Source organism: Streptomyces sp. NPDC107575, assembly GCF_055657265.1.
Genome location: NZ_JBVKBG010000007.1, coordinates 1 through 25,447, shown reverse-complemented (window position 1 = coordinate 25,447; position 25,447 = coordinate 1). Strand labels below are relative to the sequence as shown.

Annotated in this window: 21 protein-coding genes and 1 rRNA gene; 4 read left to right on the top strand and 18 right to left on the bottom strand. The window is 71.7% G+C overall.

What is annotated here, in order from left to right; all coding sequences use genetic code 11:
- Nucleotides 1-23: 23 nt before the first annotated feature.
- The 6 genes from ACZ7L4_RS32505 to ACZ7L4_RS32480 form a co-directional block, all read right to left on the bottom strand.
- Nucleotides 24-602, bottom strand: coding sequence for a hypothetical protein (locus tag ACZ7L4_RS32505; RefSeq protein WP_399239917.1), 579 nt, complete (start codon nt 600-602; stop codon nt 24-26).
- Nucleotides 587-1,765, bottom strand: coding sequence for a ParA family protein (locus tag ACZ7L4_RS32500; protein ID WP_385765075.1), 1,179 nt, complete (start codon nt 1,763-1,765; stop codon nt 587-589). Before ACZ7L4_RS32500 ends, ACZ7L4_RS32505 begins: the two co-directional genes overlap by 16 nt.
- 342 nt (nt 1,766-2,107) lie before the next feature.
- Nucleotides 2,108-3,223 carry an alanine dehydrogenase gene (gene ald, locus ACZ7L4_RS32495; RefSeq protein WP_472108210.1) on the bottom strand — a complete coding sequence of 372 codons (1,116 nt, stop codon included), beginning with the start codon at nt 3,221-3,223 and terminating at the stop codon, nt 2,108-2,110.
- Between the two features lie 144 nt (nt 3,224-3,367).
- Nucleotides 3,368-5,350, bottom strand: coding sequence for a tetratricopeptide repeat protein (locus ACZ7L4_RS32490; protein ID WP_472108803.1), 1,983 nt, complete (start codon nt 5,348-5,350; stop codon nt 3,368-3,370).
- 336 nt (nt 5,351-5,686) lie between these two features.
- Nucleotides 5,687-6,328, bottom strand: coding sequence for an NUDIX domain-containing protein (locus ACZ7L4_RS32485; protein WP_472108208.1), 642 nt, complete (start codon nt 6,326-6,328; stop codon nt 5,687-5,689).
- 117 nt (nt 6,329-6,445) lie between these two features.
- Nucleotides 6,446-8,140, bottom strand: a complete 1,695-nt coding sequence (locus tag ACZ7L4_RS32480) for a CTP synthase (protein ID WP_472108206.1) — start codon at nt 8,138-8,140, stop codon at nt 6,446-6,448.
- A 540-nt stretch (nt 8,141-8,680) separates the two neighbouring features.
- On the opposite strand from ACZ7L4_RS32480, the gene ACZ7L4_RS32475 reads away from it, so the two are divergent.
- Both ACZ7L4_RS32475 and ACZ7L4_RS32470 read left to right on the top strand, forming a co-directional pair.
- Nucleotides 8,681-10,483, top strand: a complete 1,803-nt coding sequence (locus ACZ7L4_RS32475) for a glycoside hydrolase family 15 protein (RefSeq protein ID WP_472108801.1) — start codon at nt 8,681-8,683, stop codon at nt 10,481-10,483.
- A gap of 62 nt (nt 10,484-10,545) precedes the next feature.
- Nucleotides 10,546-12,210, top strand: a complete 1,665-nt coding sequence (locus ACZ7L4_RS32470) for a PucR family transcriptional regulator (protein WP_472108204.1) — start codon at nt 10,546-10,548, stop codon at nt 12,208-12,210.
- Nucleotides 12,211-12,215: 5 nt separating this feature from the next.
- On the opposite strand, the gene ACZ7L4_RS32465 is transcribed toward ACZ7L4_RS32470, so the two are convergent.
- The 5 genes from ACZ7L4_RS32465 to ACZ7L4_RS32445 form a co-directional block, all read right to left on the bottom strand.
- Nucleotides 12,216-13,346 carry a glycosyltransferase family 4 protein gene (locus ACZ7L4_RS32465; protein WP_472108202.1) on the bottom strand — a complete coding sequence of 377 codons (1,131 nt, stop codon included), beginning with the start codon at nt 13,344-13,346 and terminating at the stop codon, nt 12,216-12,218.
- A 236-nt stretch (nt 13,347-13,582) separates the two neighbouring features.
- Nucleotides 13,583-15,307, bottom strand: a complete 1,725-nt coding sequence (gene recN, locus ACZ7L4_RS32460; protein WP_472108799.1) for a DNA repair protein RecN — start codon at nt 15,305-15,307, stop codon at nt 13,583-13,585.
- Nucleotides 15,308-15,443: 136 nt separating this feature from the next.
- Entirely contained in the window at nt 15,444-16,364 is a 921-nt protein-coding gene (locus ACZ7L4_RS32455) for an NAD kinase (RefSeq protein WP_472108797.1), read from the bottom strand.
- Between the two features lie 5 nt (nt 16,365-16,369).
- On the bottom strand, nt 16,370-17,185 hold the full coding sequence (locus ACZ7L4_RS32450; RefSeq protein ID WP_472108200.1) for a TlyA family RNA methyltransferase: 816 nt from the start codon (nt 17,183-17,185) through the stop codon (nt 16,370-16,372).
- Between the two features lie 6 nt (nt 17,186-17,191).
- Nucleotides 17,192-17,488 (bottom strand): hypothetical protein, encoded by a 297-nt coding sequence (locus tag ACZ7L4_RS32445; protein WP_472108199.1) that lies wholly within the window; start codon nt 17,486-17,488, stop codon nt 17,192-17,194.
- A gap of 42 nt (nt 17,489-17,530) precedes the next feature.
- On the opposite strand from ACZ7L4_RS32445, the gene ACZ7L4_RS32440 reads away from it, so the two are divergent.
- Nucleotides 17,531-17,878 carry an SCP2 sterol-binding domain-containing protein gene (locus ACZ7L4_RS32440; RefSeq protein WP_472108197.1) on the top strand — a complete coding sequence of 116 codons (348 nt, stop codon included), beginning with the start codon at nt 17,531-17,533 and terminating at the stop codon, nt 17,876-17,878.
- Here ACZ7L4_RS32440 and ACZ7L4_RS32435 read toward each other — a convergent pair.
- The 4 genes from ACZ7L4_RS32435 to ACZ7L4_RS32420 form a co-directional block, all read right to left on the bottom strand.
- Nucleotides 17,862-18,737, bottom strand: coding sequence for an ABC transporter ATP-binding protein (locus ACZ7L4_RS32435; RefSeq protein WP_472108196.1), 876 nt, complete (start codon nt 18,735-18,737; stop codon nt 17,862-17,864). The two genes, ACZ7L4_RS32440 and ACZ7L4_RS32435, sit on opposite strands and share 17 nt — an antisense overlap.
- A complete protein-coding gene (locus tag ACZ7L4_RS32430; protein WP_472108194.1) occupies nt 18,734-19,798 on the bottom strand; it encodes a FecCD family ABC transporter permease in 1,065 nt (354 codons plus the stop codon). The genes ACZ7L4_RS32435 and ACZ7L4_RS32430 overlap by 4 nt, the downstream gene beginning before the upstream one ends.
- Entirely contained in the window at nt 19,795-20,841 is a 1,047-nt protein-coding gene (locus tag ACZ7L4_RS32425) for a FecCD family ABC transporter permease (RefSeq protein ID WP_472108192.1), read from the bottom strand. The genes ACZ7L4_RS32430 and ACZ7L4_RS32425 overlap by 4 nt, the downstream gene beginning before the upstream one ends.
- Before the next feature lie 173 nt (nt 20,842-21,014).
- The gene (locus tag ACZ7L4_RS32420; RefSeq protein ID WP_472108191.1) at nt 21,015-22,085 is read right to left on the bottom strand and encodes an HAD hydrolase-like protein; all 1,071 of its coding nucleotides are present in this window, start codon (nt 22,083-22,085) and stop codon (nt 21,015-21,017) included.
- 72 nt (nt 22,086-22,157) lie between these two features.
- On the opposite strand from ACZ7L4_RS32420, the gene ACZ7L4_RS32415 reads away from it, so the two are divergent.
- Nucleotides 22,158-23,459, top strand: a complete 1,302-nt coding sequence (locus ACZ7L4_RS32415; protein WP_472108189.1) for a DUF1015 family protein — start codon at nt 22,158-22,160, stop codon at nt 23,457-23,459.
- Nucleotides 23,460-23,524: 65 nt separating this feature from the next.
- Here the strand turns inward: ACZ7L4_RS32415 and ACZ7L4_RS32410 are convergent, their stop codons facing one another.
- The 3 genes from ACZ7L4_RS32410 to rrf all read right to left on the bottom strand — a co-directional run.
- A complete protein-coding gene (locus ACZ7L4_RS32410) occupies nt 23,525-24,217 on the bottom strand; it encodes a tetratricopeptide repeat protein (RefSeq protein WP_472108187.1) in 693 nt (230 codons plus the stop codon).
- Nucleotides 24,154-25,074 carry a hypothetical protein gene (locus ACZ7L4_RS32405; protein ID WP_472108185.1) on the bottom strand — a complete coding sequence of 307 codons (921 nt, stop codon included), beginning with the start codon at nt 25,072-25,074 and terminating at the stop codon, nt 24,154-24,156. Before ACZ7L4_RS32405 ends, ACZ7L4_RS32410 begins: the two co-directional genes overlap by 64 nt.
- Before the next feature lie 287 nt (nt 25,075-25,361).
- Nucleotides 25,362-25,447 (bottom strand): 5S ribosomal RNA (gene rrf / locus ACZ7L4_RS32400); the annotation flags it as partial.

The following is a 25,447-nucleotide window of genomic DNA, read 5'->3' as shown; positions in this document are numbered from 1 at the left end:
CCAGGACGCTACCCGCCCAGCGGCTAGCGCCCCCGCAGCCGACGTACAAGAATGCTCGCGTCCCCACGGGACTCCAGATCCGCCAGGACCACGGCGACCGCCTCACGCACGATCCGCCCCCGGTCGACCGCGAGCCCGTGCTCACCGCGCAGCACGAGCCGCGCGTGCTCGAGGTCCATCAGCTCCTCGGCGGAGACGTACACGGTGATCTTCTCGTCGTGCCGCTCACGCCCACTGGGCCGCCGGTTCGCCGCCCGCGACCGCTTCCGCGCCGCCGCGGACGAGCCACGCCCACCGGAACCTTCCTGCGCCCCGCCGGAGGCCCTGCGGCCCGCCTTCTCCGCGCCCTCCGCGGCGGCGGCCCGGGTGCGCGACCCGGCGTCCGACTCGGCCTCTGCGGCGGAGTGCTCACCGGAAGCGGAGGAGGCCGGAGCCGCCTCCGCCTCACCGTCGGAGGCGGCCGCCTCGTCGCTCTCCCCGGCGGGCGAGGGGACCCGCGCCTCGCCGTTCGCCGAGCGTCTCGGCGACGACGCCTGCAGCCCCATGCCCCCGGTCGTACGGAACAGTTCGTCGGCCCCCGGCAGACTCACTCGGCGTGACACCGGGCGAGCACCTCCCTGGCAAGCTGACGATAGGCCGCGGCACCGACCGAGTTCGAGGCGTACGTCGTGATCGGCTCACCGGCGACCGTGGTCTCCGGGAAGCGAACGGTTCTGCCGATCACCGTGTGGTAGACGTTGTTGTCGAACGCCTCCACGACGCGCGCGAGCACCTCACGGCTGTGCACGGTCCGCGAGTCGTACATCGTGGCGAGGATCCCGTCGAGCTCCAGGTCCGGGTTGAGCCGCTCCTGGACCTTCTCGATCGTCTCGGTCAGCAGGGCCACACCGCGCAGCGCGAAGAACTCGCACTCCAGCGGAACGATGACCTTGTGAGCCGCGGTCAGCGCGTTCACGGTCAGCAGGCCGAGCGAGGGCTGACAGTCGATCACGATGTAGTCGTAGTCGGCCATCAGCGGCTTCAGCGCCCGCTGCAGCGTGGACTCGCGCGCCACCTCGCTGACCAACTGCACCTCGGCAGCGGACAAGTCGATATTGCTGGGGAGCAGGTCCATGTTCGGAACCGCGGTCTTCAGCAGGACCTCGTCCGCGGCCATCCCCCGCTCCATGAGCAGGTTGTAGACCGTGAGGTCGAGCTCCATCGGGTTCACGCCGAGGCCGACCGACAGGGCACCCTGCGGGTCGAAGTCGACGAGCAGGACCCGGCGCCCGTACTCGGCGAGCGCGGCACCCAGGTTGATGGTCGACGTGGTCTTGCCGACGCCGCCCTTCTGGTTGCACATCGCGATGATCTTCGCCGGGCCGTGATCGGTCAGCGGTCCTGGGATCGGGAAGTACGGCAGCGGACGCCCGGTGGGACCGACGCGCTCGCGGCGCTGGCGGGCAGCGTCGGGGGCGAGCGTGGCCGCGTACTCGGGGTCGGGCTCGTACTCGGCGTCGGGGTCGTAGAACGACCCCTCGGGCAGGGTGTCGTAGTCGGCGAAGTGACTTTGTGTGTCGCCACTTCGGTCGCCGGCCATGGCGTTCACGTGATGGCCATCCATGCTCTGGTCTGCTGTCTGCGTCGGCGTCTGCTGGGGGATGCCCTGATAACTGCTCTGATGGGCAGCGAAGGTACGCACAGCGACGGGGCCGACAGCCTGAAGCCCCGCGGGAACCTGTCCGCCTGGCTGGCCACCCCCGGGAGTAAATGTCGACTCATTCACAAGTCGTCTTACCTCCTTGGATATGGCCAGGAACATTTATCGATAGGTCAGCGTGGCACCATGCCGACGGTTGGCGACTCTATGGCGTGTCACCACTCCGCAGCAACACAATCCGCCGGACCGGGCACGATGTGTCGGTAACGAAACACCCTCATGTCAAGGGCGTACGACGGCTCTTCGGTGCATTTCGTCGCCGTGCGAATCGGGTAAAGGGTTACGTTCGCGGCGAGTTGACCATGTCCGGACCCGTCCTGTTCCCCTACACGTACGGCCGGACCCCTCACAAGGTCCGGCCGTAGGCGTGAGATTGACGACTTTCGTTGACGTCGCCTTCTGGGTGGGTCAGCCGAGCAGGCTCTCCAGCTCGACGTGCTCGAGGCCGTGCGCCTCGGCGACCTCCTTGTAAACGACCTTGCCGTCATGGGTGTTGAGACCCAGGGCGAGGGCCGCGTCGCGGCGCAGGGCCTCGGCCCAGCCGCGGTTGGCCAGCTCGACGATGTACGGCATCGTCGCGTTGGTCAGCGCGTACGTGGAGGTGTTCGGCACGGCGCCCGGCATGTTGGCGACGCAGTAGAAGACCGAGTTGTGCACCTTGAAGGTCGGCTCGGCGTGCGTGGTCGGGTGCGAGTCCTCGAAGCAGCCGCCCTGGTCGATCGCGATGTCGACAAGGACACTTCCGGGCTTCATGCGGGACACGAGCTCGTTGGTGACCAGCTTCGGCGCCTTGGCGCCGGGGATCAGGACCGCGCCGATGACGAGGTCGGCCTCGAGGCAGGCCTTCTCCAGCTCGAAGGCGTTGGAGACGACGGTCTGGATCTTCGTGCCGAAGACCTTGTCCGCCTCCTTGAGCTTGTTGATGTCCTTGTCGAGCAGGGTCACGTGGAAGCCCATGCCGATGGCGATCGTCGCGGCGTTCCAGCCGGAGACGCCGCCGCCGATGACGACGGCCTTGCCCGCGTGCACGCCGGGGACACCGCCGGGCAGCACACCGCGGCCGCCGTTGGCCGCCAGCAGGTGGTAGGCGCCGACCTGCGGGGCGAGGCGGCCCGCGACCTCGGACATCGGGGCGAGCAGCGGCAGCTGGCGGTTCGCGGTCTCGACCGTCTCGTACGCGATCGCGGTCGTGCCCGACTCCAGGAGCGCGTCCGTGCACTCCTTGGACGCGGCCAGGTGCAGGTACGTGAAGAGGGTCTGGTCCTTGCGGAGGCGGTGGTACTCCTCCGCGATCGGCTCCTTGACCTTCAGGAGCAGGTCCGCCGTGGCCCAGACCTCGTCGGCGGTGCCGAGGATCTGCGCGCCGGCCGAGACGTACTCGGCGTCCGTGATCGAGGAGCCGACACCGGCGTTCTGCTCGACGAAGACCTGGTGGCCGTGGCGCACCAGCTCATGGACGCCGGCCGGGGTGATGGCCACCCGGAACTCGTTGTTCTTGACCTCGCGGGGGATGCCGACCTTCATCGTCGATCACGGTCCTTGGCTCAGGGGTTAAACGGGCAATGCACTACATACCGGTACACCACGGGACGCACCGGGAGACGCCACGGATGACCGCGGCAGAGCCAGTCTAATGAAGGTTATTGAGCTGTCTAGCCTTTCGAAGCATCAATCTTCTGCGGATGCACTACGGATTTCGCAGGTCTCGGCGGGCTGATCCGAAGGATCTGCTTCCACCTCCCCAGCACCGGCCAGCTCCTCTCCCAGCATGCGCTCGGCCGCACCGCGGTGCAGCTTGGCGGCGGCCGGGTCGCCGAGCCGGTCGAGGGTGTCGGCGAGGCGCAGCTGGAGCGCGGCCTGCAGCCGCGTGTCCTGCGCCTGGCGCGCCCACTCGATCGCCTCCTGGCAGGTGTGCAGCGACTCCTCGGGCCGGCCGGCGTACTCGAGCACTCGGGCCAGCTCGCTCAGGGCCCGTGCCTGGGCGGGCACGTCGCCCTCCTTGCGGTAGCCGGCGAGGGCGGAGCGCAGGGAGCGCTGCGCCTCGCCGTAGCGGCCCGCGTACGTGTGGACTCCCGCGATACGTCCGTGCAGGCGCGCGGCGTCGGCCCGCTCGCCGCGGGTGAGCCGCTGCGCGAGGGCCCGCCCGTACCAGTCGGCGGCCCGCTGCCAGTCCCCCAGCGACTGGTAGGCGCCGCCTACGGATTCCATCGCGCGGCCCGTCGCGTACGGGTCCCGGGCGGCGCGGCCCGCGTCGAGCGCGGCCCGGTAGCGGGCGAGGGCCTCGTGGGTGCGGCCGGTCCTGGCGTCGAGGTCGGCGAGGTTGAGCAGGGCCGCGGCCTTCTCCCTCGGCAGCTCGCGCCGCTCGGCGACGTCGAGCACGAGCCGGTGGATCCCGTAGAGCTCGGACGCGGCGTCCTCGGTGCCCCGGTGCGCCACGATCGCCCGGACGAGAGCGGCCATCAGGCGCCGGGCGAGGGTGTCCAACTCCCCGTCGGCGACGGCCAGTCGGGCCGCGGCGAGCAGTGCGGGCTGCCGTGCGCGCAGCCAGGCGGCGGCCGCCTCCCGGTCGGCGAAGCGCAGGGCGCTCGGCAGTCCGGCGAGCTTCTTGCGGGCCGGGGAGCCGTCGGGTTCGGTGACGGCGCGGCACGAGGTGAGCAGCCGCACGGTCCGCTCCAGCATCCGGGCGCGGGCCAGCTGCACCTCGGCGGGGCGGTCGACGGTCTCGGTGAGGCCGCGCAGGAACGGGGCGAGGCAGCCGGGCACCTCGTACTGCGGCAGCTCCGAGTCCACGCCGCGGACCAGGCCGAGGGTGACGAAGGCGTCGAGGGTGGAGTGGGCCGCCGCGACCGAGCAGCCGGCGAGCGCCGACGCGGTGTGCGGGTCGACGAGTCCCGCGGGGGCGAGGCACAGATAGCGCAGTATCCGGGCGGCGGGCCCGGGCAGCGCCTCGTACGCAAACCGGAATACACGGGCCAGGGCCGAACCGTCCGGTTCGAGGGCGTGCAGCTGCTTGGCCAGGTCGGCGACGGATTCCTTGGGGCGCGCGGCGAGCCAGCCGCCCGCGATCTCCAGGGCGGCGGGTTCGGCGCCGCACAGCTCCACCAGGGACTCGGCCGAGCGCGGGTCGCAGGTGACACGGACCGAGCCGGTGTGCCAGGTGAGGAGTTCGAGCGCGGCCTTGGTGTCGAGGCCGCCGAGCGTGCAGGGCCGGACGTCCGGGATGCCGGTCAGCGGGCCCTCGGCGACGGCCACGGCGAGGCAGTCCGGGGTGTCGGGGAGCAGCGGGTCGACCTGTTCGGCGCTGCCCGCGTCGTCGAGGAGCAGCACCACGCGGCGGACCGCGAGTCCTTCGCGCAGCCGCTCGGAGAGGTCGTCGGCGTTCTCACCCGGCGGGGCGGGCAGTTCGAGGGTGTCCAGCAGGTCGCGCAGGACGTGTTCGGTCGGGACGGGGGTGCCGTCGGGGGCGGTGAGGCGGGTCCGCAGGGTGCCGTCGGGGTACTTGTCGCGGACGCCCCGCAGCAGTTCCTCGGCGAGGGCAGTGCGTCCCGTGCCCGGGCGTCCCGCGATCAGGAGCACCCGGGCACGGGGCGCCTTGCGCCCCGAGAGCGTGTCGAGTCCTGCCCGCTCGATGTCGGACCGGAGCTGCGACAACTCCCGCTTGCGCCCCAGGAACTGACGCTCCGCCACCTCTTGCGCCCGACGGGTGCGACGCCGTTTGCGGGGCCGCCCGGGGGCCGACTCGGCCTCCGTCACGTCGTCCGACTCGACCGCCTGATCCGTCACGGGCCACGCTCCGTCTCACCCATCCCCTCCGGGGGTCGGCAGGGGGCGTTCCCGAGCCTAGTTGAGGGGTCCCGGGTGACCTTGGCGGGCGCCGCGCCCAAGTCCCCTGATCGGATCAACGGATGATGTGACCACTATCAAGCCCCGCCGGCGTTTGAGGCGCGGGGTCCGGGGCGGAGCCCCGGGGCCGTGACCACGGTGGCGTTACGCGTCGAACGGGCGCGCCGGCCACTCCGCCAGGGCCGGGCGCAGCGAGTCCAGACCGTCCCCCGCAAGCACAGCGCTCAGCGAAAGCGCTCCGACCACAAGGCAGTTGTTGTGCAGCTCGCCCGCGAGCACACCCCGGACAAGGTCCGTCAGCGGCACCCGCGCGAACTCCATGTCCGCCTCTTCCTCCTCCACCTCGAACCGCTCCCCCTCCGCCTCGGAGAGATCACGGGCCAGGAAGATGCGGACCGCCTCGGAGCAGCCGCCCGGCGTCGTGTAGACGTCCGTGAGGACCCGCCAGTCCTCGGCCTTGACGTGCGCCTCTTCGTACAGCTCACGCTGCGCCGCGTGCAGCGGATTCTCACCGGGGATGTCCAGCAGACCCGCCGGGATCTCCCAGAGCTTCATGTTCACCGGGTGCCGGTACTGCTTGAGGAGGAGGACCCGGTCCTGGTCGTCGAGGGCGACGACCGCCACCGAACCGGGGTGCACCTGGTAGTCGCGCCGGGCGACGGAGCCGTCCGGCATCACGACGTCGTCCGTACGTACGGAGGTCTTGTTCCCGACGAAGGGCGTCTCGGTCGCCCGGACCTCCCACTCCTCGGCCGTGTCCACGAGCGGCGGCGTGCTGGCCGTCATACCGAAAGCCCTCCTACGTACGCATGAGCAGTGCCCATAAGAAACCGGGGCGCACGCCGCAAAAGGCGTACACCCCGGTAACCGTACATCGCTTGTGTTACAAGCCCCGCAGAGCCCTTACTTGGCCTTCTTGGCTCCCGCGGAACCGGCCGAACCGCCCTGCGCCGCCTTCACCTTGCGCTCCACGGCCGCCTTCACCAGACCGGCGAACAGCGGGTGCGGACGCGTCGGACGCGAGCGCAGCTCCGGGTGCGCCTGCGTGGCGACCAGGTACGGGTGGACCTCACGCGGGTACTCGACGTACTCGACGAGCTTGCCGTCGGGCGACAGACCGGAGAACTGCAGGCCCGCCTTCTTCTCCAGCTCGGCGCGGTACGCGTTGTTCACCTCGTAGCGGTGCCGGTGGCGCTCCTCGACGTACTCCTTGTTGTCGTACACCTCGCGCACGATGGAGCCCTCGGCGAGCTTCGCCGGGTACATGCCGAGCCGCATGGTGCCGCCCATGTCGCCCTCACCGGCGACGATGTCGAGCTGCTCGGCCATGGTCGAGATGACCGGGTGGGCGGTGGCCGCGTCGAACTCGGTGGAGTTGGCGTCCGGGATGTCCGCCAGGTTCCGCGCGGCCTCGATGACCGTGCACTGGAGGCCCAGGCACAGACCGAGCAGCGGGATCTTGTTCTCGCGGGCGAACTGGATCGCGCCGACCTTGCCGGACACACCGCGGTCGCCGAAGCCACCGGGGATGCAGATCGCGTCGACGTCGCCGAGCGTCTTCTTGGCACCGGCCGGCGTCTTGCAGTCGTCCGACGTGACCCACTTGATCTTGACCTTGGCCCGGTTGGCGAAACCGCCGGCACGCAGCGCCTCGGTCACCGACAGGTAGGCGTCGGGCAGGTCGATGTACTTGCCGACCAGCGCCATGACGATCTCGTGGTCCGGCTTGTGGACACGGCCCAGCAGGTCGTCCCACTGCGTCCAGTCCACGTCGCGGAACGGCAGGTCCAGCTTGCGGACGGCGTACGCGTCCAGGCCCTCGCTGTGCACGACCTTCGGGATGTCGTAGATCGAGGGGGCGTCGGGGCACGCGACGACCGCGGCCTCGTCGACGTCGCACATCAGCGAGATCTTGCGCTTGATCGCGGTCGGGACCTCACGGTCGCAGCGCAGCACGATGGCGTCCGGCTGGATACCGATGTTGCGCAGAGCCGCAACCGAGTGCTGGGTCGGCTTCGTCTTCAACTCTCCCGACGGGCCGATGTACGGCAGGAGGGAAATGTGGACGACCAGCACATTGTCACGGCCGACCTCGTGGCGGACCTGACGGACGGTCTCCAGGAACGGCAGCGACTCGATGTCACCGACGGTGCCGCCGACCTCGGTGATCACGACGTCGACCTCGTCCGTCGCCATGCGGCGGATGCGGTGCTTGATCTCGTTCGTGATGTGCGGGATGACCTGGACGGTGTCGCCGAGGTACTCGCCGCGCCGCTCCTTGGCGATGACCTGCGAGTAGACCTGGCCGGTGGTCACATTGGCCGAGCCGTCGAAGTCGATGTCGAGGAAGCGCTCGTAGTGGCCGATGTCCAGGTCGGTCTCGGCGCCGTCGTTGGTGACGAACACCTCGCCGTGCTGGAAGGGGTTCATCGTGCCCGGGTCGACGTTCAGGTACGGGTCGAGCTTCTGCATGACGACACGGAGGCCACGGGCCTTGAGCAGCATGCCGAGGCTGGAGGCGGTGAGGCCCTTACCGAGGGACGAGGCGACACCCCCAGTGACGAAGATGTGCTTGGTCGTCGAAGATTTCGGCTGCATGGCCAAGAGGGGGCTCCCGTGGTCGCGGTCGTGGGGTGCGTGCCGACGCGCTCGCCCGAGTTTTCGGGAGGCGCCGTCGCTGCGGTTCGGGGGTTCTATGACCACCGGCTCACGGGCTACCAGGGTATCAGCGCATCGGGGAGGCTGCTTCCGGCCACGCTCCGCGCACAGCTCACCACGCAGGTGGGACAAGGGGTCGACACTCACCCGTACGGCCCAGACGTGTTGGTGTGAGCGGCACGCGGATCACTTGAGCGCGTCGTATCCTGCTCGGACACTCGGCTGGCGAGTCACAACGGAAAACGGCGTCACGACGGCAACACCCCCGCCCGTCCCCCACCGTTCATCGGAGCACTACGTCCGTTCGCCGCGACCCCACCCGGAACAACCGGCTCGTCAGTTCGTTTGACAACGACGTATCCGGACGGCGTATCAACGGGACAGTACGATCCGTCGTCTCATCCCCCCAATCCCTTCCCTCGCATCAACTCTTCGCTCCAACTTTTCCCTCCAACCGTGGCCGTTCGACTGGAGATGCACGTGGCCGGGCGCATCGAGGATTACGCACTCATCGGAGACATGCAGACCGCCGCCCTGGTCTGCCAGGACGGCACAGTGGACTGGCTGTGCCTGCCCCGCTTCGACTCGCATGCCATTTTCGCCGGGCTGCTCGGCACCGAGGATCACGGCTTCTGGCGCCTGGGTCCCGCCCATGCGTCCGATGCCGAGCCACCGAGAGCGGCGCGGCGCGGATACCGCGGCGACTCGCTGGTCCTGGAGTCGGAGTGGGACACGCCGCGCGGCACGGTCCGGGTCACGGACTTCATGCCGCCGCGCGACGGCGCACCCCAGCTGACCCGGATCGTGGAGGGCGTGAGCGGGCGCGTGCCGATGCGTTCCGCGCTGCGCATGCGCTTCAGCTACGGCCGGATCACACCCTGGGTCCACAAGGTCGACGGCCGTACGGTCGCCGTCGCGGGGCCCGACTCCGTGTGGCTGGACTCCGAGACCGAGACGTACGGCAAGAACCTCACGACGTACTCGGACTTCACGGTGGCGCCCGGTGACCGGGTCGCCTTCACCATCCAGTGGCAGCCCTCGCACAAGGACCAGCCGCCGCTGCCGGACCCGGAGAACGCGCTCACGGCGACGGAGCAGTTCTGGCGCGAGTGGGTCGAGCACTGCACGTACCACGGCCCGTACCGCGAGGCCGTCGTCCGCTCGCTCATCACGCTCAAGGCCCTGACCTACGCGCCGACCGGCGGCATCGTCGCCGCGCCGACGACCTCGCTGCCCGAGGAGATCGGCGGCGTACGCAACTGGGACTACCGGTACACGTGGCTGCGCGACGCCGCCATCACCCTGTCGTCGCTGCTGCGCACCGGCTACCGCGAGGAGGCCCGTGCCTGGCGCGAGTGGCTGCTGCGGGCCGTCGCGGGCGACCCGGAGAACCTGCAGATCATGTACGGCATCGCGGGCGAGCGCGAGCTCGGCGAGGCGGAGCTCGACTGGCTGCCCGGGTACGAGAACTCGGCGCCCGTCCGGGTCGGGAACGGGGCGGCGCACCAGCTCCAGCTCGACGTGTACGGCGAGGTGACCGAGGCGCTGCACCTGGCGCACATGACGGGCCTGGCGCGCAACGACTACGCGTCGATGCTCCAGCTCAAGCTCATCCAGTACCTGGAGGGGCACTGGGACGAGCCGGACGAGGGCATCTGGGAGGTGCGCGGCCCGCGCCGGCACTTCGTGCACTCGAAGGTCATGGCGTGGGTGGCCGTGGACCGCACGATCAAGCTCATCGAGTCCGGTGACGTGGACGGCCCGCTGGAGAAGTGGCGCGACCTGCGCGACGACATCCACAGGGACGTCTGCGAGAAGGGCTACGACAAGGAGCGCAACACCTTCACGCAGTCGTACGGCAGCAAGGAGCTGGACGCCTCGCTGCTGCTGATTCCGCAGATGGGCTTCCTGCCGCCGGACGACAAGCGGGTCATCGGCACCATCGAGGCGATCCAGCGGGAGCTGTCGACGCCGGACGGCTTCATCCTGCGGTACCCGACGGACGGCGACGACGCCGGTGTCGACGGGCTGCCGGGCGACGAAGGGGCGTTCCTCGCCTGCTCGTTCTGGATGGCGGACGACCTGGCGATGATCGGCCGGGTCGACGAGGCCCGCAAGCTGTTCGAGAAGCTGCTCGCGCTCCGCAACGACCTGGGCCTGCTGGCCGAGGAGTGGGATCCGCGGCTGCAGCGCCAGGTGGGCAACTTCCCGCAGGCGTTCAGCCACGTGCCGCTGATCGACACGGCGCTGCGGCTGACGGCTTCGGGCGCGTACGGAGGTTAGCGCGGGGGTACGGGCGGGGGCGGAGATGTTGCGCGGGCGCGTGCGCCGGTAGCGTCCGTGTCATGGACAGCACCTCGCCCGAGTTCTCCGCCTTCTCCTCGCCCGGCGGCATCACCGTGCGGCGCGCCCTGGAACTGCCGGGGCTGCGCAGCGGGCTCCCCGAGGTCGTGGCCGGCGGGGAGCGCCTGCACCGGACCGTGCGCTGGGTGCACGCCGGCGAGGTGCCGAACATCGCGTCGCTCCTCAAGGGCGGCGAACTGCTGCTGACCACGGGCTTCGGGATCGGCACCCGCCCCGCCGAACAGCGCGCCTTCGTGCGCAAGCTGGCCGAGCGGGGCATCGCGGCGCTCGTCATCGAGCTGGGCCAGCGGTTCGCGCGGCTGCCCGCGGCGCTCGTGGAGACGGCGCGGGCCGCGGGGCTCCCGCTGGTCCAGCTGCACCGCGAAGTGCCGTTCGTGACGGTGACGGAGGAGATCCACACCGAGATCGTCAACGGGCACTACGCGCTGCTCCAGCGGGCGGAGGAGGTGCACCGGCGCTGCACCGAGGCGCTCCTGAGCGGCGGCGGTGTCCCTCAAGTCCTGCGCATCCTGGCCGAGTTCAGCGGGAACCCGGTCTTCCTTGAGACCGCCGACGGGCAGCTGCTGTACGCGGCCGGGGCCGAGGACGACATCACCGATCCGCTCCAGGTGTGGGAGGGCATGCGCGCCACGCACAAGGACGAGCCGCCGAGCGGGGCCGTCCTCGTGGACGTGCCGGGCGGCGGCCCCGGCGCCGGTTCCGTGCGGGCGAGGCTCGTGCTGCTGCCCGTGTCCGGGACGCTCGCGCCCGTGCACCGGATCGCCGCCGAACGGGCCGCCGGCTCGCTGGCCGTGGTGCTCATGCAGGCCCGCCAGGAGGAGGAGCTGGCCGCGCGCGGGCGCGGCGACTTCCTCACCGACCTCGCGGAGGGCCGGATCGCGCCGGACGACGCCCCGGCGCAGGCCCGCGTCCTCGGCTTCAAGCCGGCCGGGAGCGGGCCGCTGCTGCCCGTGGTGATGCGGCTTCCCGAGACGACGATGGGCCTGTCGCCGGGCGGCGGCTGGGCGGTGCTCGCGCGGGCCGTGTCCGAGGAGCTGGCCTCGGTCGGGGTGCCGGTGCTGCTCGGCGTGCGCCCCGTGGAGGGGCGGGTGCCGCTGCTGCTCGGGCTGCGTTCGGAGTCGGAGCGCACGGCGGTCGCGGACCGGGTCGCCGCGGCGCTGCGGGCGGGTGTGGCGCGGGCCGGGATGCAGCGGGCGGAAGGGCAGCCGCCGGTCGTGGTGGTCGGCGGAGCGGGCGGCTGGGCCGCCGCCGCGGCGGGGCTCCGGCACGCGGCGGAGACGGCGACGGCGGCGCAGGGCCTGGACGACCGGCCGTGGTTCGACGCGCGGCGCCTCGACATCGACCTGCTGCTGTGGCGGCTGCGGGACCATCCGGACCTGGCGGCGTTCGTGGAGCGGGCGATCGGCCCGCTGCAGGAGCACGACAGGCGGGCCAAGCCGCCGCTGCTGCCCACGCTCCAGACCTATCTCGCGCACGCGGGCCGCAAGGCGGAGACGGCACGCGAACTCCATCTGAACCGGCAGACGCTCTACAACCGGCTCGCGCGGATCGGTGAGCTGCTCGGCACGGACCTGGACGACCCGCAGACGGTGCTCGCGCTGAGCCTGGCACTGCGGGCGCGGCGGCACACTCCGGCCACTCCCTAGAGCCTTTAGTGAAAGCCGGTCAACTCGTCGTAGACGCTGAGGACTTGGGCCACGGTCGCGTCCTCGGTCGGCCAGGACGCGGCCTGCGCGACGCCCCGCTCCTTGAGCTGGTCCCGCCGGACGGGGTCGGCGAGGAGCCGCCCGACGGCACGGGCGAGCGCCGGCGCGTTCCCGTAAGGCACCAACTCCGCGCCGTCGCCGACGAGTTCGGGGATGCCACCGACGTCCGTTGCCACGAGGGGCACGCGCGCGTGCAGCGCCTCCTGGGCGAGCAGCGAGCGGGACTCCCAACTGCTGGGCAGCACCGCGACATCGGCGGCGCGCAGCAGTTCGGCGACGTCGTCGCGGCGGCCCGCGAGCCGCACCGGCAGGCCCTCGGTCTCGATGCGCCGCTGGAGCGCCGCCCGTTCGGGCCCCTCCCCCGCGATCACGAGCAGCGGCACGGGGTCGAGCCCGAGCAGCGCGTGCGCGGCGTCGAGCAGCACGTCGTAGCCGCGGTGCCGCTCCAGGCTGCCGACGGCCATCAGTAACGGCCGGTCCACGCAGCCCAGTTCGGCCCGCGTCTTGCTGCGGGTGCGCTCGGCCTCCTCGCCCTCCGGGAGCGGTGCGCGCGGCGCCGGGAAGGCCACCGCGGCGAGCCGGGCGTCCCGCGCGCCACGCGCCCGCGCCCGGTCCACCAGGTCGGAGGAGGTGCCGAGGACGACGGCGGCCGCCCTGGCCACGCGCCGCTCCAGAATGCGCAGCAGATGGGCCCGGGCCCCCTCGGCGTACGAGCGGGTGTGCCAGGTGACGACGAGCGGGACGCGGCGGCCGCCGAGCGCGAGGGAGGCGCGCAGCGCGGCGTGCAGCCCGTGCGCGTGCACGAGGTCGGCGTCGGTGCAGGCGACGCGGAGCGCGGCGACGGACGCCGGGTCGCCGCGGCGCGGCACCGGAAGGTGGTGCGCGCCTGCGGCCGCGAACCCGTACGCCCGCTCGGCCGCCATCGGCGTGCACACCGTGACCCGCACCCCGCGGGCCACCAACCCCGCGGTCAGGGACCGGACATGGGCGCTGCTGCCCGCACTGCCGCCGCCCAGCACCTGCACGGTGCGCAGCGTCGGCTGGCCGTGCGCTGACGGGCTGCTGGGGTGGCTCACGCGGCCGGGCTCCTGAGGGGTGTCGGCGAACTCGGTAGGTACGGAAGGGGTTAGGTATACGGAGAGTACGGGCTCAGGGATACGTACACCGTCGGTCCCCCAGGATGCCAGCCCGTACCGACATTCCGGCACCGGTCGCCGTCCCGCACCCCCCGGGCCTGGGCAACACGGCACACGGGACCACCCACATGGGTGAGTTGAGGAACCCGATGCTTACGCCGCCCGCGACCGGCCCGTCACGCGTCCGACCTGGCCGCCGAGAGCAGCTCCTCCGCATGCGCCCGTGCCGTCTCCGAGTCCTCCTGGCCCGCCAGCATCCGGGACAGTTCCCGCACCCGGTCCTCGCCCTCCAGCACGGTCACACCGGAACTCGTCACGGAGCCGTCGTTGGTCTTCTCGACCAGGAGCTGGCGGTCCGCGAACGCGGCGACCTGCGGCAGGTGCGTGACGACCACGACCTGCGCCGACCTGGCGAGCTTGGCGAGACGCCGGCCGATCTCGACGGCCGCCTTGCCGCCGACGCCCGCGTCGACCTCGTCGAAGAGATACGTAGGTACCGGGTCGTTGCCCGCGAAGACGACCTCCACGGCGAGCATCACGCGCGACAGCTCACCGCCGGACGCGCCCTTGGCGATGGGCCGGGGCGGCGCTCCGGGGTGCGGGGCGAGCAGCAGCTCCACCTCGTCGACTCCGCTGGGGCCGCAGGCCACGTTCCTGCCGTCGACCTCGACGCCGTCGGCCGCATCGGTCTCGGTCTGCCGGATGTCGAAGGAGACCCGGGCGTGCGGCATCGCGAGCGAGGAGAGCTCCTCGGTCACCGCGGCCGCGAAGCGGTCGGCCGCCTCCACGCGCGCGTGCGTCAGCTCCTGCGCCAGTACGCCCAGTTCGCCGCGGAGCGATTCGCGCTCGGCGGTCAGCTCGCCGATCCGCTCGTCGTCGCCGTCGAGTTCGAGGAGGCGCGCGGCGCTCGTCTCGGCCCAGGCCAGCACCTCGGTGACGTCCTCGCCGTACTTGCGGGTGAGGGCCGTGAGGGCCGCACGCCGCTCCTCCACCGCGGACAGGCGCAGTGGGTCGGCGTCCAAGTTGTCCGCATAGCCCGCGAGTTCGGCGGCGACGTCGGTGAGCAGGATCTGCACCTCGCCGATCCGCTCCGCGAGCGTGCCGAGCGCCGAGTCGTGCGAGCGCACGGCCTCCAGGGCCCGGTGCGCGCCGCCGACCAGCGTCTGCGCGTCGACGCCCTCCGGGTCCTCGGGGTTCCCGGCGAGCGCGGCGTGCGCTGCGGCCGCGGCCGAGGCGAGCGCCTCCGCGTGGCCGAGCCGGGACGCCTCCTCGGCCAGCTCCACGTCCTCGCCGGCCCTGGGCTCCACGGCGCCGATCTCGTCGAGCCCGAAGCGCAGCAGATCCGCCTCCTGCGCCCGCTCACGGGCGCGCGTGGTGATCTCCTCCAGCTCGGTGCCGACGGCCCTCAGCCGCTTGTAGACGGCTCCGTACTTGGCGAGCGGCGCCGCGACGGCGTCCCCCGCGTACCGGTCGAGCGCCTGCCGCTGCCTGCCGAGCTTCAGCAGTCCCTGCTGGTCGGTCTGGCCGTGCACGGCCACCAGTTCGTCCGCCAGCTCGCTCAGTACGCCCACCGGCACGGACCGACCGCCCAGGTGCGCCCGCGAGCGCCCCTCGGCGGAGACGGTGCGGCTGAGCAGCAGCACCCCGTCCTCGAGCTCGGCGCCCGCCTCCTCGGCCCGCTCGCGCGCGCCCGAGTCGGCGGGCACGGCGATGCGCCCCTCGACCACGGCGTTCTTCGCGCCGATCCGTACGAGCGCGGGGTCGGCGCGCCCGCCGAGCAGCAAGCCGAGACTCGTGACGACCATGGTCTTGCCCGCGCCCGTCTCACCGGTGACCGCCGTGAAGCCGGGCGAAAGCTCGACCACGGCGTCGTCGATGACTCCGAGCGACCGTATCCGCATCTCCTCCAACACGCCTCTGACCTTACGAGGTCGGAGGCCGTCCGTGCGACGGACCCTGGCCACCGGCACCGATTCCGCAGGTGGGAGGGCACCTGCGGTGACAAACCTTCACGCCGCCGTCACTCGATCGTGCCGCTCAGTGCGGGGCGCCGCGCCACCCGGCGACCGGGAGCGCGAACTTGGCGACGAGCCGGTCGGTGAACACCGCGTGGTGCAGCCGCGCGAGCCGGACGGGCACCTCGCCCCGGCGCACCTCGATGCGCGCGCCCGGCGGGAGCTCCACGGTCCGCCGCCCGTCGCACCACAGCACGCCGTGCGGCGTGTGCTGCTGGACCTCGACGGCGAGCACCGAGTCGGGGGACGTGATGAGCGGCTTGGCGAACAGGGCGTGCGCGCTGATCGGCACCATGAGCAGCGCCTCGACCTCGGGCCACACCACGGGACCGCCGGCGGAGAACGCGTAGGCGGTGGACCCGGTCGGGGTGGCGCACACGATGCCGTCGCAGCCGAAGCCGGTGACCGGGCGGCCGTCGATCTCCAGCACGACCTCGAGCATCCGCTCGGGCTCGATCTTCTGGACGGCCGCCTCGTTGAGCGCCCAGTCCCGGTGCACGACGTCGCCGTTGCGGTGCACGGCGACGTCGATCGTCATCCGCTCCTCGACCTCGTACTCCTTGGTGACGACGCGGTCGACGACCTTGTCCAGGTCGTCGCGCTCCGCCTCCGCGAGGAAGCCGACGCGGCCCAGGTTCACCCCGAGCATCGGCACTCCGGACGCCCGCGCGAACTCGGCGCCGCGCAGCAGCGTCCCGTCACCGCCGAGCACGATGAGCAGCTCACAGCCGTCGAGACAGGCCGGTGTCGCCTCCGACTCCTTCACCAGTTCGACGGAGTCGGGCAGCGGCAGGTCCTGCGCCTCCGTCTCCAGGACGCGCACCCCGAGGCCGCTGCGCAGCAGCCCCTGCACGACGAGTTCGGCGCTGCGGATCGCGGCGGGCCGCCCCGTGTGCGCGAGCAGGAAGACCGTACGGGCTCGGGTCTGTGGCCGATGTGTCAGCTCTGTCACTGGGGGCCCTCCGCAACTGCACGCTCTACGTCAGCCGGGTCGAGCTGATCCGCCCCGGCACGCAGCCACAGAAAGTACTCGACGTTCCCGGACGGTCCGGGCAGGGGGCTCGCGGTGACCCCGCGCACGCCGTACCCGAGCTTCCATGCCTGGTCGGCGACCGTCCGTACGGCTCCGGCCCGCAGTTCGGGGCTGCGCACGACGCCGCCGCTGCCGAGCCGCTCCTTGCCCACCTCGAACTGCGGCTTGACCATCAGCACGAGGTCCGCCCCCGGTGCCGCGCAGCGCGCGAGGGCGGGCAGCACAAGGCCGAGCGGGATGAAGGACAGGTCCCCCACCACGATGTCCACGGGTACGTCATCGATCGCCTCCAACGTCAATTCGCGTACGTTCGTACGGTCCTTGACGGTGACGCGTTCATCGCTCTGCAGTGACCAGGCGAGTTGCCCGTAGCCGACGTCGACGGCGACGACGTGCGCGACCCCGGCCCGCAGGAGCACATCGGTGAAGCCGCCGGTGGACGCGCCCGCGTCCAGCGCCCTGCGGCCCTTGACCTCAAGGCCTTGCGGGCCGAACGCCGCCAGCGCGCCCGCGAGCTTGTGCCCGCCGCGCGAGACGTAGTCGGGGTCGCCGTCGTCCGCCGCGACCACGATCGACACGCCCTCGTTGACCTGCGTCGCGGGTTTGGTCGCGACGATCTTGGAGACGCTGACCCGGCCCGCCGCGATCAGCTGGCTCGCGTGCTCGCGCGAGCGCGCCAGCTTGCGGTTGACGAGTTCGGCGTCGAGGCGGCGACGTGCCACACCTGCCACGGTGGTTCAGCTCCTGTTGTCGTGCGGAGACGGAGAGGCGGGGCGGGCATCCAGCGCGGTCAGCGCGTTCCGCAGCCCCTGATGTACATCCTCGTACACCTCGGCGTGCCCGTCCGCCGCGAGGTGGTCCACATCGCCGAGCCGCTCCAGCTGGGCGTCCACGTCGGCGTTGCCCGTGGGGGTGCGCTCGATGCCGAGCGGGGCGGGGGCCGCCGGGTCGTACGAGGGTTCCGGCGCGGGTTCCGCGGCCGGCTCCCGCTCGGGTTCCGGCACGTCCGTGGGCTCGGTGGGCGTCTCGCTCATGCCCCGACGCTACCCCGAAGCGCCGGTGTACCGTCGATCACGATGGCGACGACTGAGGAGTGCCGGGCGGCGCTCGACAAACTCTCGGACAACATGGCGGGGGCCGACGGGGACGTGCGCACGGCCGCGTCCCTGGACCGCTCGCTGAGCTGCCGCATCACCGATCTCGACGTGACGTTTTCCGGCCGTCTCAAGGACGGCCGGATCGAGGTCCTCGACACCCGGCCAGGACCGCCCGCCGAGAAGGCGCAGATCCGCCTCGCGATGACCGGGGACGACCTGGTCGCGATGGTCGAGGGCGAGCTGAACTTCGCGAAGGCGTGGGCGGCGGGACGCGTCCGGCTCGAAGCGTCCTTCCGCGACCTCCTGCGGCTCAGGACGCTGCTGTAGCGATCTCCTTGCGGCGCGCGTGCCGCGCGGCCGGCACCACGAGCGGGGTCCCCGTCTCCGGGTCGTCGATGACCTGGCACTTCATGCCGAACAGCTGCTCGACGAGCTCGGCCGTCACGATGTCCTTGGGCGCACCCTCCGCGATCACCTCGCCCTCGCGCAGGGCGATGAGGTGCGTGGCGTAGCGGGCCGCGTGATTGAGGTCGTGCAGGACCGCGACGAGCGTGCGCCCCTGCTCCTCGTGCAGCTCGGCGCAGAGGTCGAGAACGTCGATCTGGTGCTGGATGTCGAGGTACGTCGTCGGCTCGTCGAGCAGCAGCAGCGGCGTCTGCTGGGCGAGCGCCATCGCGATCCACACCCGCTGGCGCTGGCCGCCGGAGAGCTCGTCGACGTACCGCTCGGCGAGCTCGGCGACGCCGGTCGAGCCCATCGACTCCTGCACGATCCGCTCGTCCTCCGACGACCACTGGCGCAGCAGCCCCTGGTGCGGGTAGCGGCCGCGGGCCACGAGGTCGCCGACGGTGATGCCGTCGGGCGCCGTCGACGACTGCGGCAGCAGGCCGAGCGTCTTCGCGACCTTCTTGGCGGGCATCGACTGGATGACGCTGCCGTCCAGGAGGACGCGGCCCGCGCTCGGCTTGAGCATCCGCGACAGGGCGCGAAGGAGCGTGGACTTGCCGCAGGCGTTCGGGCCGACGATCACCGTGAAGGAGTTGTCGGGGATCTCCACCGACAGCTTCTCGGCGATGACGCGCTGGTCGTATCCGAGGGTCACGTCGTCGGCTATCAGCCTGTTCACTGCGGTGCTCCTTTGGTTCGTACGAGAGGGGCCGGGCGTGTGCGGGTCGCGCGAGGTCATATCCGCCCCGCCTTCCGCTCGGTGACCAGCAGCCACAGGAGATAGATGCCGCCGACGACGCCGGTGACCACGCCGACGGGCAGCTGGTCGGCGCCGAACGCCCGCTGCGAGACCAGGTCGGCGACGATCAGCAGGGCCGCGCCGAGGATCGTCGAGGCCGCCAGGTTCGGCCCCGGCGACTTGGTGAGGCGCCGGGCGATCTGCGGCGCGGTGAGCGCCACGAAGGTGACCGGGCCCGCGGCCGCGGTGGCGGCGGCCGTCAGCACGACGGAGGCCGTGAGCAGCAGCAGCCGGGTCCGCTCGACGCGCACGCCGAGGCCGCCCGCCGCGTCGTCGCCCATCTCCAGCATCCGCAGAGGACGGGAGTACGCGGCGACCACCGGGATCAGCACGACGAACATGATCAGCAGCGGCCAGACCTGCGTCCAGTCGCGGCCGTTGAGCGAGCCGGTCATCCACACGGTGGCGCGGGCGGCGTCCACGAAGTCGGCCTTGGTGAGCAGATAACCGTTGATCGCGGTCACGAAGGCGGAGACACCGATGCCGACGAGGACGAGCCGGTAGCCGTGCACGCCCCGCTTCCACGCGAGGACGTAGATCGCGAAGCCGGTGACGAGCCCGCCGACGAGCGCGCCGATCGCGACCTGCCCGGCGCTGCCGCCGAAGATCACGATCATGACGAGCGCGCCGGCCGTGGACCCCTGCCCGAGGCCGAGCACGTCGGGGCTGCCGAGCGGGTTGCGGGAGACGGACTGGAAGAGCGCGCCGGACAGGCCCAGCGCGGCGCCGACCAGCAGGCCGACGAGGACCCGCGGGAGGCGCAGGTCGTTGATGATGAACTCCTGGCCGGCGTCGCCGTTGCCCGCGAGGGTGCGCAGCACGTCGGGGACCGCGATCGGGAAGTCGCCGGTGCCGATGAGGAAGACACTCGCGGCGAGCGCCGCCACGAGGAGCACGGCGACGACGACGAGCGAGCGGACGTCGAGCCGGACGGAGAGCCCGCCCGGGGTGCGTACCGCCTTGGTCTTCGGCTTCTTGGTGCGGGGCTCGGTGGCGGTCACAGCTGGGCCATCCTTCGGCGACGTACGAGCACGATGAAGACCGGCGCGCCGATGACGGCCGTGACGATGCCGACCTGGAGCTCGGACGGGCGGGCCACGATCCGGCCGATGACGTCCGCGCCGAGCAGCAGCACGGGCGAGAGGACCGCCGCGTACGGCATGATCCAGCGCATGTCGGGGCCGGTGAACGAGCGCACCATGTGCGGCACCATCAGGCCGACGAAGGCGATCGGGCCGCAGGCCGCGGTGGCCGCACCGCACAGCAGCGTCGCGGCGACCATGCTCAAGGCGCGGGTGCGGCCGAGGTGGGCGCCGAGCGCGCGTGCGGTGTCGTCGCCCATGGCCATGGCGTTGAGCGGCCGGGAGAGCAGCAGCGCGAGCACGGCGCCGACCGCGATGAACGGCCACACCTGCTGGATGGTGTGCATCGTGGACGTGGCCAGCGAGCCGACCTGCCAGAACCGCATCCGGTTGAGGGCCATGTCGTCGGTGATCATCACCGCGTAGAGATAGCCGGAGAGCGCCGCGTTGATCGCGGTACCGGCGAGCGCGAGCCGCACGGGCGTCGCGTTGCGGGTACCGCCGAGCGCGTAGACGAGGACGCCCACGGCGGCGGCGCCCGCGAAGGCGAACCATACGTAGCCGGTGAGCGAGGTGACCCCGAGGAAGCTGATGGCGGACACTACGGCGGCCGACGCGCCCATGTTGATGCCGAGGATGCCGGGGTCGGCGAGCGGATTGCGGGTCAGTGCCTGGAGCACGGCGCCGGCGAGGCCGAGCGCGACTCCGGCGAGCAGACCGAGCAGGGTGCGCGAGATCCGCTCGCCGACGACCACGTCCGCGTAGTTCCCGGTGTCCTGGAACAGGCCGTGCCAGACCTGGTCCAGGGAGAGCGGTTTGGCGCCCACGGCGATGCTCGCCACAAGGACGGCCACCAGCACCAGGACAGACGCGAGCAGCCCGACGGTGCGTATGAGCGCACGGCGGTCGGGGGGCGCGGGAGCGGTCACCGCGCTGGCTTCGGGAGGACTGTCGACCAACACGAAGTTAGGTTAGCCTACCCTGCAACCCCAGAACATCACGGCCCGGCCCAGCCGGCCCCGCCTTGGGCAATCTGCCGCCAAGGGCGGCAGGGTGGGCAAGGCGGCCCCCGGTGCGGGGCGAGCACACTCCCGCCCCAACCCCGGCGCGGCCCACCCGCCAACGCATCGGCGCGCTACAACCCCAACCGTGCAACCGCCTTCCCGGCATCCAACTCGCACACACCTTCCCCGGCCGCATCCCACGCCGCCCCACACAGCGCCCGCAACCCGTCGATCGCCTCCCCGTCCCCCTCAAGCCGCAGCTCCCCACCCCCGGCAAGCGCAGTCCAGCCCCCGCACCGGAACCCACCGTCCCCACCCTGAAGCCCCTCGACCTCCGGCTGCCCGGTGAGCAACCCCCGCAGATCCACATCCACATACGTGGGCCGATGCTCCGGCGGCGCGGCGAGCAACTGCGCCGCATCCGTCACCCCGGTCAGCACAAGAAGCGAATCCACCCCACCGTTGAACGCCCCCTCGATGTCCGTGTCGAGCCGATCCCCCACCACCAACGGCGTCTTCGCCCCGGTCCGCAGAATCGTCTCCTTGTGCATCGGCGGCAACGGCTTCCCCGCGATCTGCGGCTCCGCACCCGTCGCGATCCGGACGACCTCCACCGCCGCCCCGTTCCCCGGCGCGATGCCCCTCGCGCTCGGAATGGTCAGGTCGGTATTGGACGCGAACCACGGCACCCCGCGCGCGATCCCGTAACAGGCCTCCGCGAACCGCCCCCACGGCATCTCGGGCCCGCCGTACCCCTGCACCACCGCGGCCGGGTCCTCGTCGGCGGAGTCCACCGGCACGAGCCCGCGCTCCCGCAGCGCCACCCGCAGCCCCTCGCCGCCGATCACCAGCACCCGCGCCCCGCTCGGCACCTGCTCGCTGATCAGCCGCGCGACGGCCTGCGCCGACGTGATGACATCGGCGGCCCCGGTCGGGATCCCGAGCTCGGTCAGATGCTCGGCCACGGCGTCCGGCGTGCGCAGCGCGTTGTTCGTGACATACGCGAGCCCCATCCCGCCCCCGCGCGCCACGGCCAGCGACTCGACGGCATGCGCGATGGCCTGCCCGCCCGCGTACACCACCCCGTCGAGATCGAGCAGCGCGGTGTCGTACGCCTCGCTCAACGCCCGCGCGCTGTCACCGGGCCGCACCCGGGCAGCCCCGCCGCCGGCCGCCCCGCTCGCCCTGTCGCCCTGGCTCATTCCGCATCGCTCCTCGCTCGATCCCACTGCCCCGATCATCCCCCACGGCACTGACACTCGTACGATGCGGGGATGAATACCGCAGGTCGCACGGCACAGACGGGCAGCAACGGCCTGGACCTGATCCCGTTCAGGGGCGTCCGCTACGTCCCCGAACAGGTCGGCAGCCTCGCCGCCGTGACCTCGCCCCCGTACGACGTGGTCGTACGGCCCGACGGACTGCACCACCTGGAGAACGCGGACCCGCACAACATCGTCCGCCTGATCCTGCCGCAGGCCGTGGAGCCCCGGACCCGCAACGAACTGGCGGCCGCCACCCTGCGCCGCTGGCTCGCCGAGGGCGTCCTCGCCCCCGACGACGAACCCGCCTTCTACGTGTACGAGCAGCGCAAGGGCGACATGCTGCAGCGCGGCATCATCGGCGCCCTCCACCTCTCCGAGGCCTCGGAAGGTGTGGTCCTGCCCCACGAGGACGTCATGCCGCATGTGGTCGAGGACCGGGCCGGCCTGATGCGCACGACCGCCGCGAACCTCGAACCGCTTCTGCTGACCTACCGCAGCAACGGCAACGCGACCGGCGCCACCGCCGTCATCGAACGCACGGTCCAGCGCGCACCGCTCCTCGCCACCACCACCGAGGACGGCTACAGCCACCGTCTCTGGGCCCTCACGGACCCCGCCGACCAGCACCAGGTCCGAGCCGGCCTCGCCGCCCACCAGGCGCTCATCGCGGACGGCCACCACCGCTGGGCCACATACCTGCGCCTGCGCACCGAACACACCTCGCCGGACCGCACGCCTTGGGACTACGGCCTGGTCCTCCTGGTCGACACGGCCCGCTACCCCCTCCAGGTCCGCGCCATCCACCGCCTCCTCGGCCGCCTCCCCCTCGACCGGGCCCTGGCGGCGGCCCGCCCGCACTTCCGCGTACGCGAGGTGGCGGGCCCGCTGCCGCACGCGATGGATGCCCTGGCCCAGGCGTCGTCCCACGGCAACGCCTTCCTCCTCACCGGCACCGAGGACACGTACCACCTCCTGGACCGCCCCGACCCGGCCCTCCTCGACCGTACGATTCCGGCCGACCGCCCCGACGCCTGGCGCACGCTCGACGCCACGGTGCTGCACTCCACGCTCCTCGGCGACGTCTGGGGCATCCCGGAGGACTCCCCCGCCGACGTCGCGTACATCCACGACACACAGGCGACGGTCGACAAGGCCCGCCGCGACGGCGGCACCGCGGTCCTGATGCACCCGGTCCGCGAGGAGGTCGTCCGCGAGCTGGCCCGTCAGGGCGTCACGATGCCCCGCAAGTCCACATCGTTCGGCCCGAAGCCGGCCACGGGCCTGGTGCTGCGCACACTGACGGACGACTGACCCCGGCAACAACGACGAACGGGCGGGCTCCCCTGAGGGAACCCGCCCGTTCGTCATGTCACGACCTACCGCTCGTCGTCGGCCCTGTCGGCCTCCGGCGCCGGGGCACCGTCCTCCGCACTGTCGTCAAAGGCGTCCACGAACTCGACGCCGTCCAGCTCCGCGAGCCGGTCCGACGCGTCCGTGCTGCCGTCCTTGTCGGCCTCGACAGCCTTGGCGAACCACTCCCGCGCCTCGTCCTCGCGCCCGGCCTCAAGCAGGGCGTCGGCGTACGCGTAGCGCAGACGCGCGGTCCACGGCTGCGTGGAGTTCGAGGCGAGCTCGGGGCTCTGCAGCGTCACGATGGCGGCGTCCAGCTGCCCCATGTCGCGCCGCGCGCCGGCGGCCACGAGCCGCATCTCGACCTGTCCGGCCTTGTCCAGCTTCGACACCTCGGGGGCGCCGGCCATGTCGAGGGCCTTCTCGGGCCGCCCGAGGCCACGCTCACAGTCGGCCATGAGCGGCCACAGGTCCACGGTCCCGGTCATCCGCCGCGCGGCCCTGAACTCGGCGAGCGCCTCGCTGTACTTCTGGTTCCCGTACGCGGCGAAACCGGCGGCCTCCCGCACTCCGGCGACGCGCGACGCCAGCCGCAGCGCGATCCTGGAGTACGCGTACGCCTTCTCCGGGTCCTCATCGATGAGCCGGGCCACCATCACGAGGTTGTTGGCGACATCCTCGGCAAGCCCCCTCGGAAGGGACTGAAGCTCCTGCTGCACGCTCTTGTCGAGCTCGGCACCGGAGACGTCCTCCGGAATCGGCAGCCGCTTGATCGGCTCACGGTCCCGCTCCCGATCGTCCCGGAACCTGGGCCCACCGCCGCGCCGGTCATCACGCCGATCGTCACGGCGGTCACCCCGACGATCATCACGCCGGTCATCCCGCCCACGGAACCCACCGGGACGCCCGCCCCGGTCATCACGCCGGAAACCGCCGCCACGGTTGTCATCACGCCGGTCGTCACGACGCGGCCCACGATCCCGGTCACGGTCGTCACGCCGGAAGCCACCGCCACGGTTGTCGTCCCGACGCGGCCCACGATCACCGTACGAACGGTCGTCACGCCGGTCATCGCGCCGAAAGCCACCACCGCGATTGTCATCGCGTCGCTCATCACGACGCGGCCCACGATCCCGGTCACGGTCGTCACGGCGGAAACCGCCACCGCGATTGTCGTCCCGACGGTCGTCCCGACGCGGCCCACGGTCACCGTACGAACGGTCGTCCCGACCGTCATCGCGCCGGAAGCCACCACCGCGGTTGTCGTCGCGTCGGTCGTCACGACGGGGACCACGGTCCCGGTCACCGTACGAACGGTCATCGCGCCGGTCGTCACGGCGGAAGCCACCGCCACGGTTGTCGTCCCGACGGTCGTCACGCCGGAAGCCGCCACCACGGTTGTCGTCACGGCGGTCGTCACGACGCGGGCCACGGTCCCGGTCACGGTCGTCACGGCGGAAGCCGCCACCACGGTTGTCGTCCCGACGGTCATCGCGCCGGAAGCCACCGCCACGGTTGTCGTCGCGCCGGTCGTCACGACGGGGACCACGGTCCCGATCACGGTCACGGTCGTCACGGCGGAAGCCACTACCGCGGTTGTCGTCCCGGCGGTCCCTGCGCGGGCCGCCGGTGTTGCCGCGGAACCCGCCCCGGTCCCCCCGGTCACCACTGTCCCGTCGGCGCTGATCGCGCTCCGGTCGCTCGTCGGGAGAGTTGGTGGCCATCGGTCGACTCCTGTCTTCGGTACCGCAGTCATTCTCGCGCAACCGGGGTGCCGGCGCGCTCCGAGGAAAAGCTCTGGAAATACAAAAAGGACCCTTGGTCCCAGCATGTGTGCCGGGACCAAGGGTCCTCTCAAAAATAGTTCGGCGGCGTCCTACTCTCCCACAGGGTCCCCCCTGCAGTACCATCGGCGCTGTGAGGCTTAGCTTCCGGGTTCGGAATGTAAC

What these genes read in the sequence shown, in the direction of transcription:
- ACZ7L4_RS32445 (WP_472108199.1), bottom strand. Translation starts at nt 17,488, where the DNA reads ATGAGCGAGACGCCCACCGAGCCCACGGACGTGCCGGAACCCGAGCGG.
- ACZ7L4_RS32485 (WP_472108208.1), bottom strand. Translation starts at nt 6,328, where the DNA reads ATGACGGCCAGCACGCCGCCGCTCGTGGACACGGCCGAGGAGTGGGAG.
- ald (WP_472108210.1), bottom strand. Translation starts at nt 3,223, where the DNA reads ATGAAGGTCGGCATCCCCCGCGAGGTCAAGAACAACGAGTTCCGGGTG.
- ACZ7L4_RS32440 (WP_472108197.1), top strand. Translation starts at nt 17,531, where the DNA reads ATGGCGACGACTGAGGAGTGCCGGGCGGCGCTCGACAAACTCTCGGAC.
- ACZ7L4_RS32420 (WP_472108191.1), bottom strand. Translation starts at nt 22,085, where the DNA reads ATGAGCCAGGGCGACAGGGCGAGCGGGGCGGCCGGCGGCGGGGCTGCC.
- ACZ7L4_RS32470 (WP_472108204.1), top strand. Translation starts at nt 10,546, where the DNA reads ATGGACAGCACCTCGCCCGAGTTCTCCGCCTTCTCCTCGCCCGGCGGC.
- ACZ7L4_RS32480 (WP_472108206.1), bottom strand. Translation starts at nt 8,140, where the DNA reads ATGCAGCCGAAATCTTCGACGACCAAGCACATCTTCGTCACTGGGGGT.
- recN (WP_472108799.1), bottom strand. Translation starts at nt 15,307, where the DNA reads ATGCGGATACGGTCGCTCGGAGTCATCGACGACGCCGTGGTCGAGCTT.
- ACZ7L4_RS32415 (WP_472108189.1), top strand. Translation starts at nt 22,158, where the DNA reads ATGAATACCGCAGGTCGCACGGCACAGACGGGCAGCAACGGCCTGGAC.
- ACZ7L4_RS32435 (WP_472108196.1), bottom strand. Translation starts at nt 18,737, where the DNA reads ATGACCTCGCGCGACCCGCACACGCCCGGCCCCTCTCGTACGAACCAA.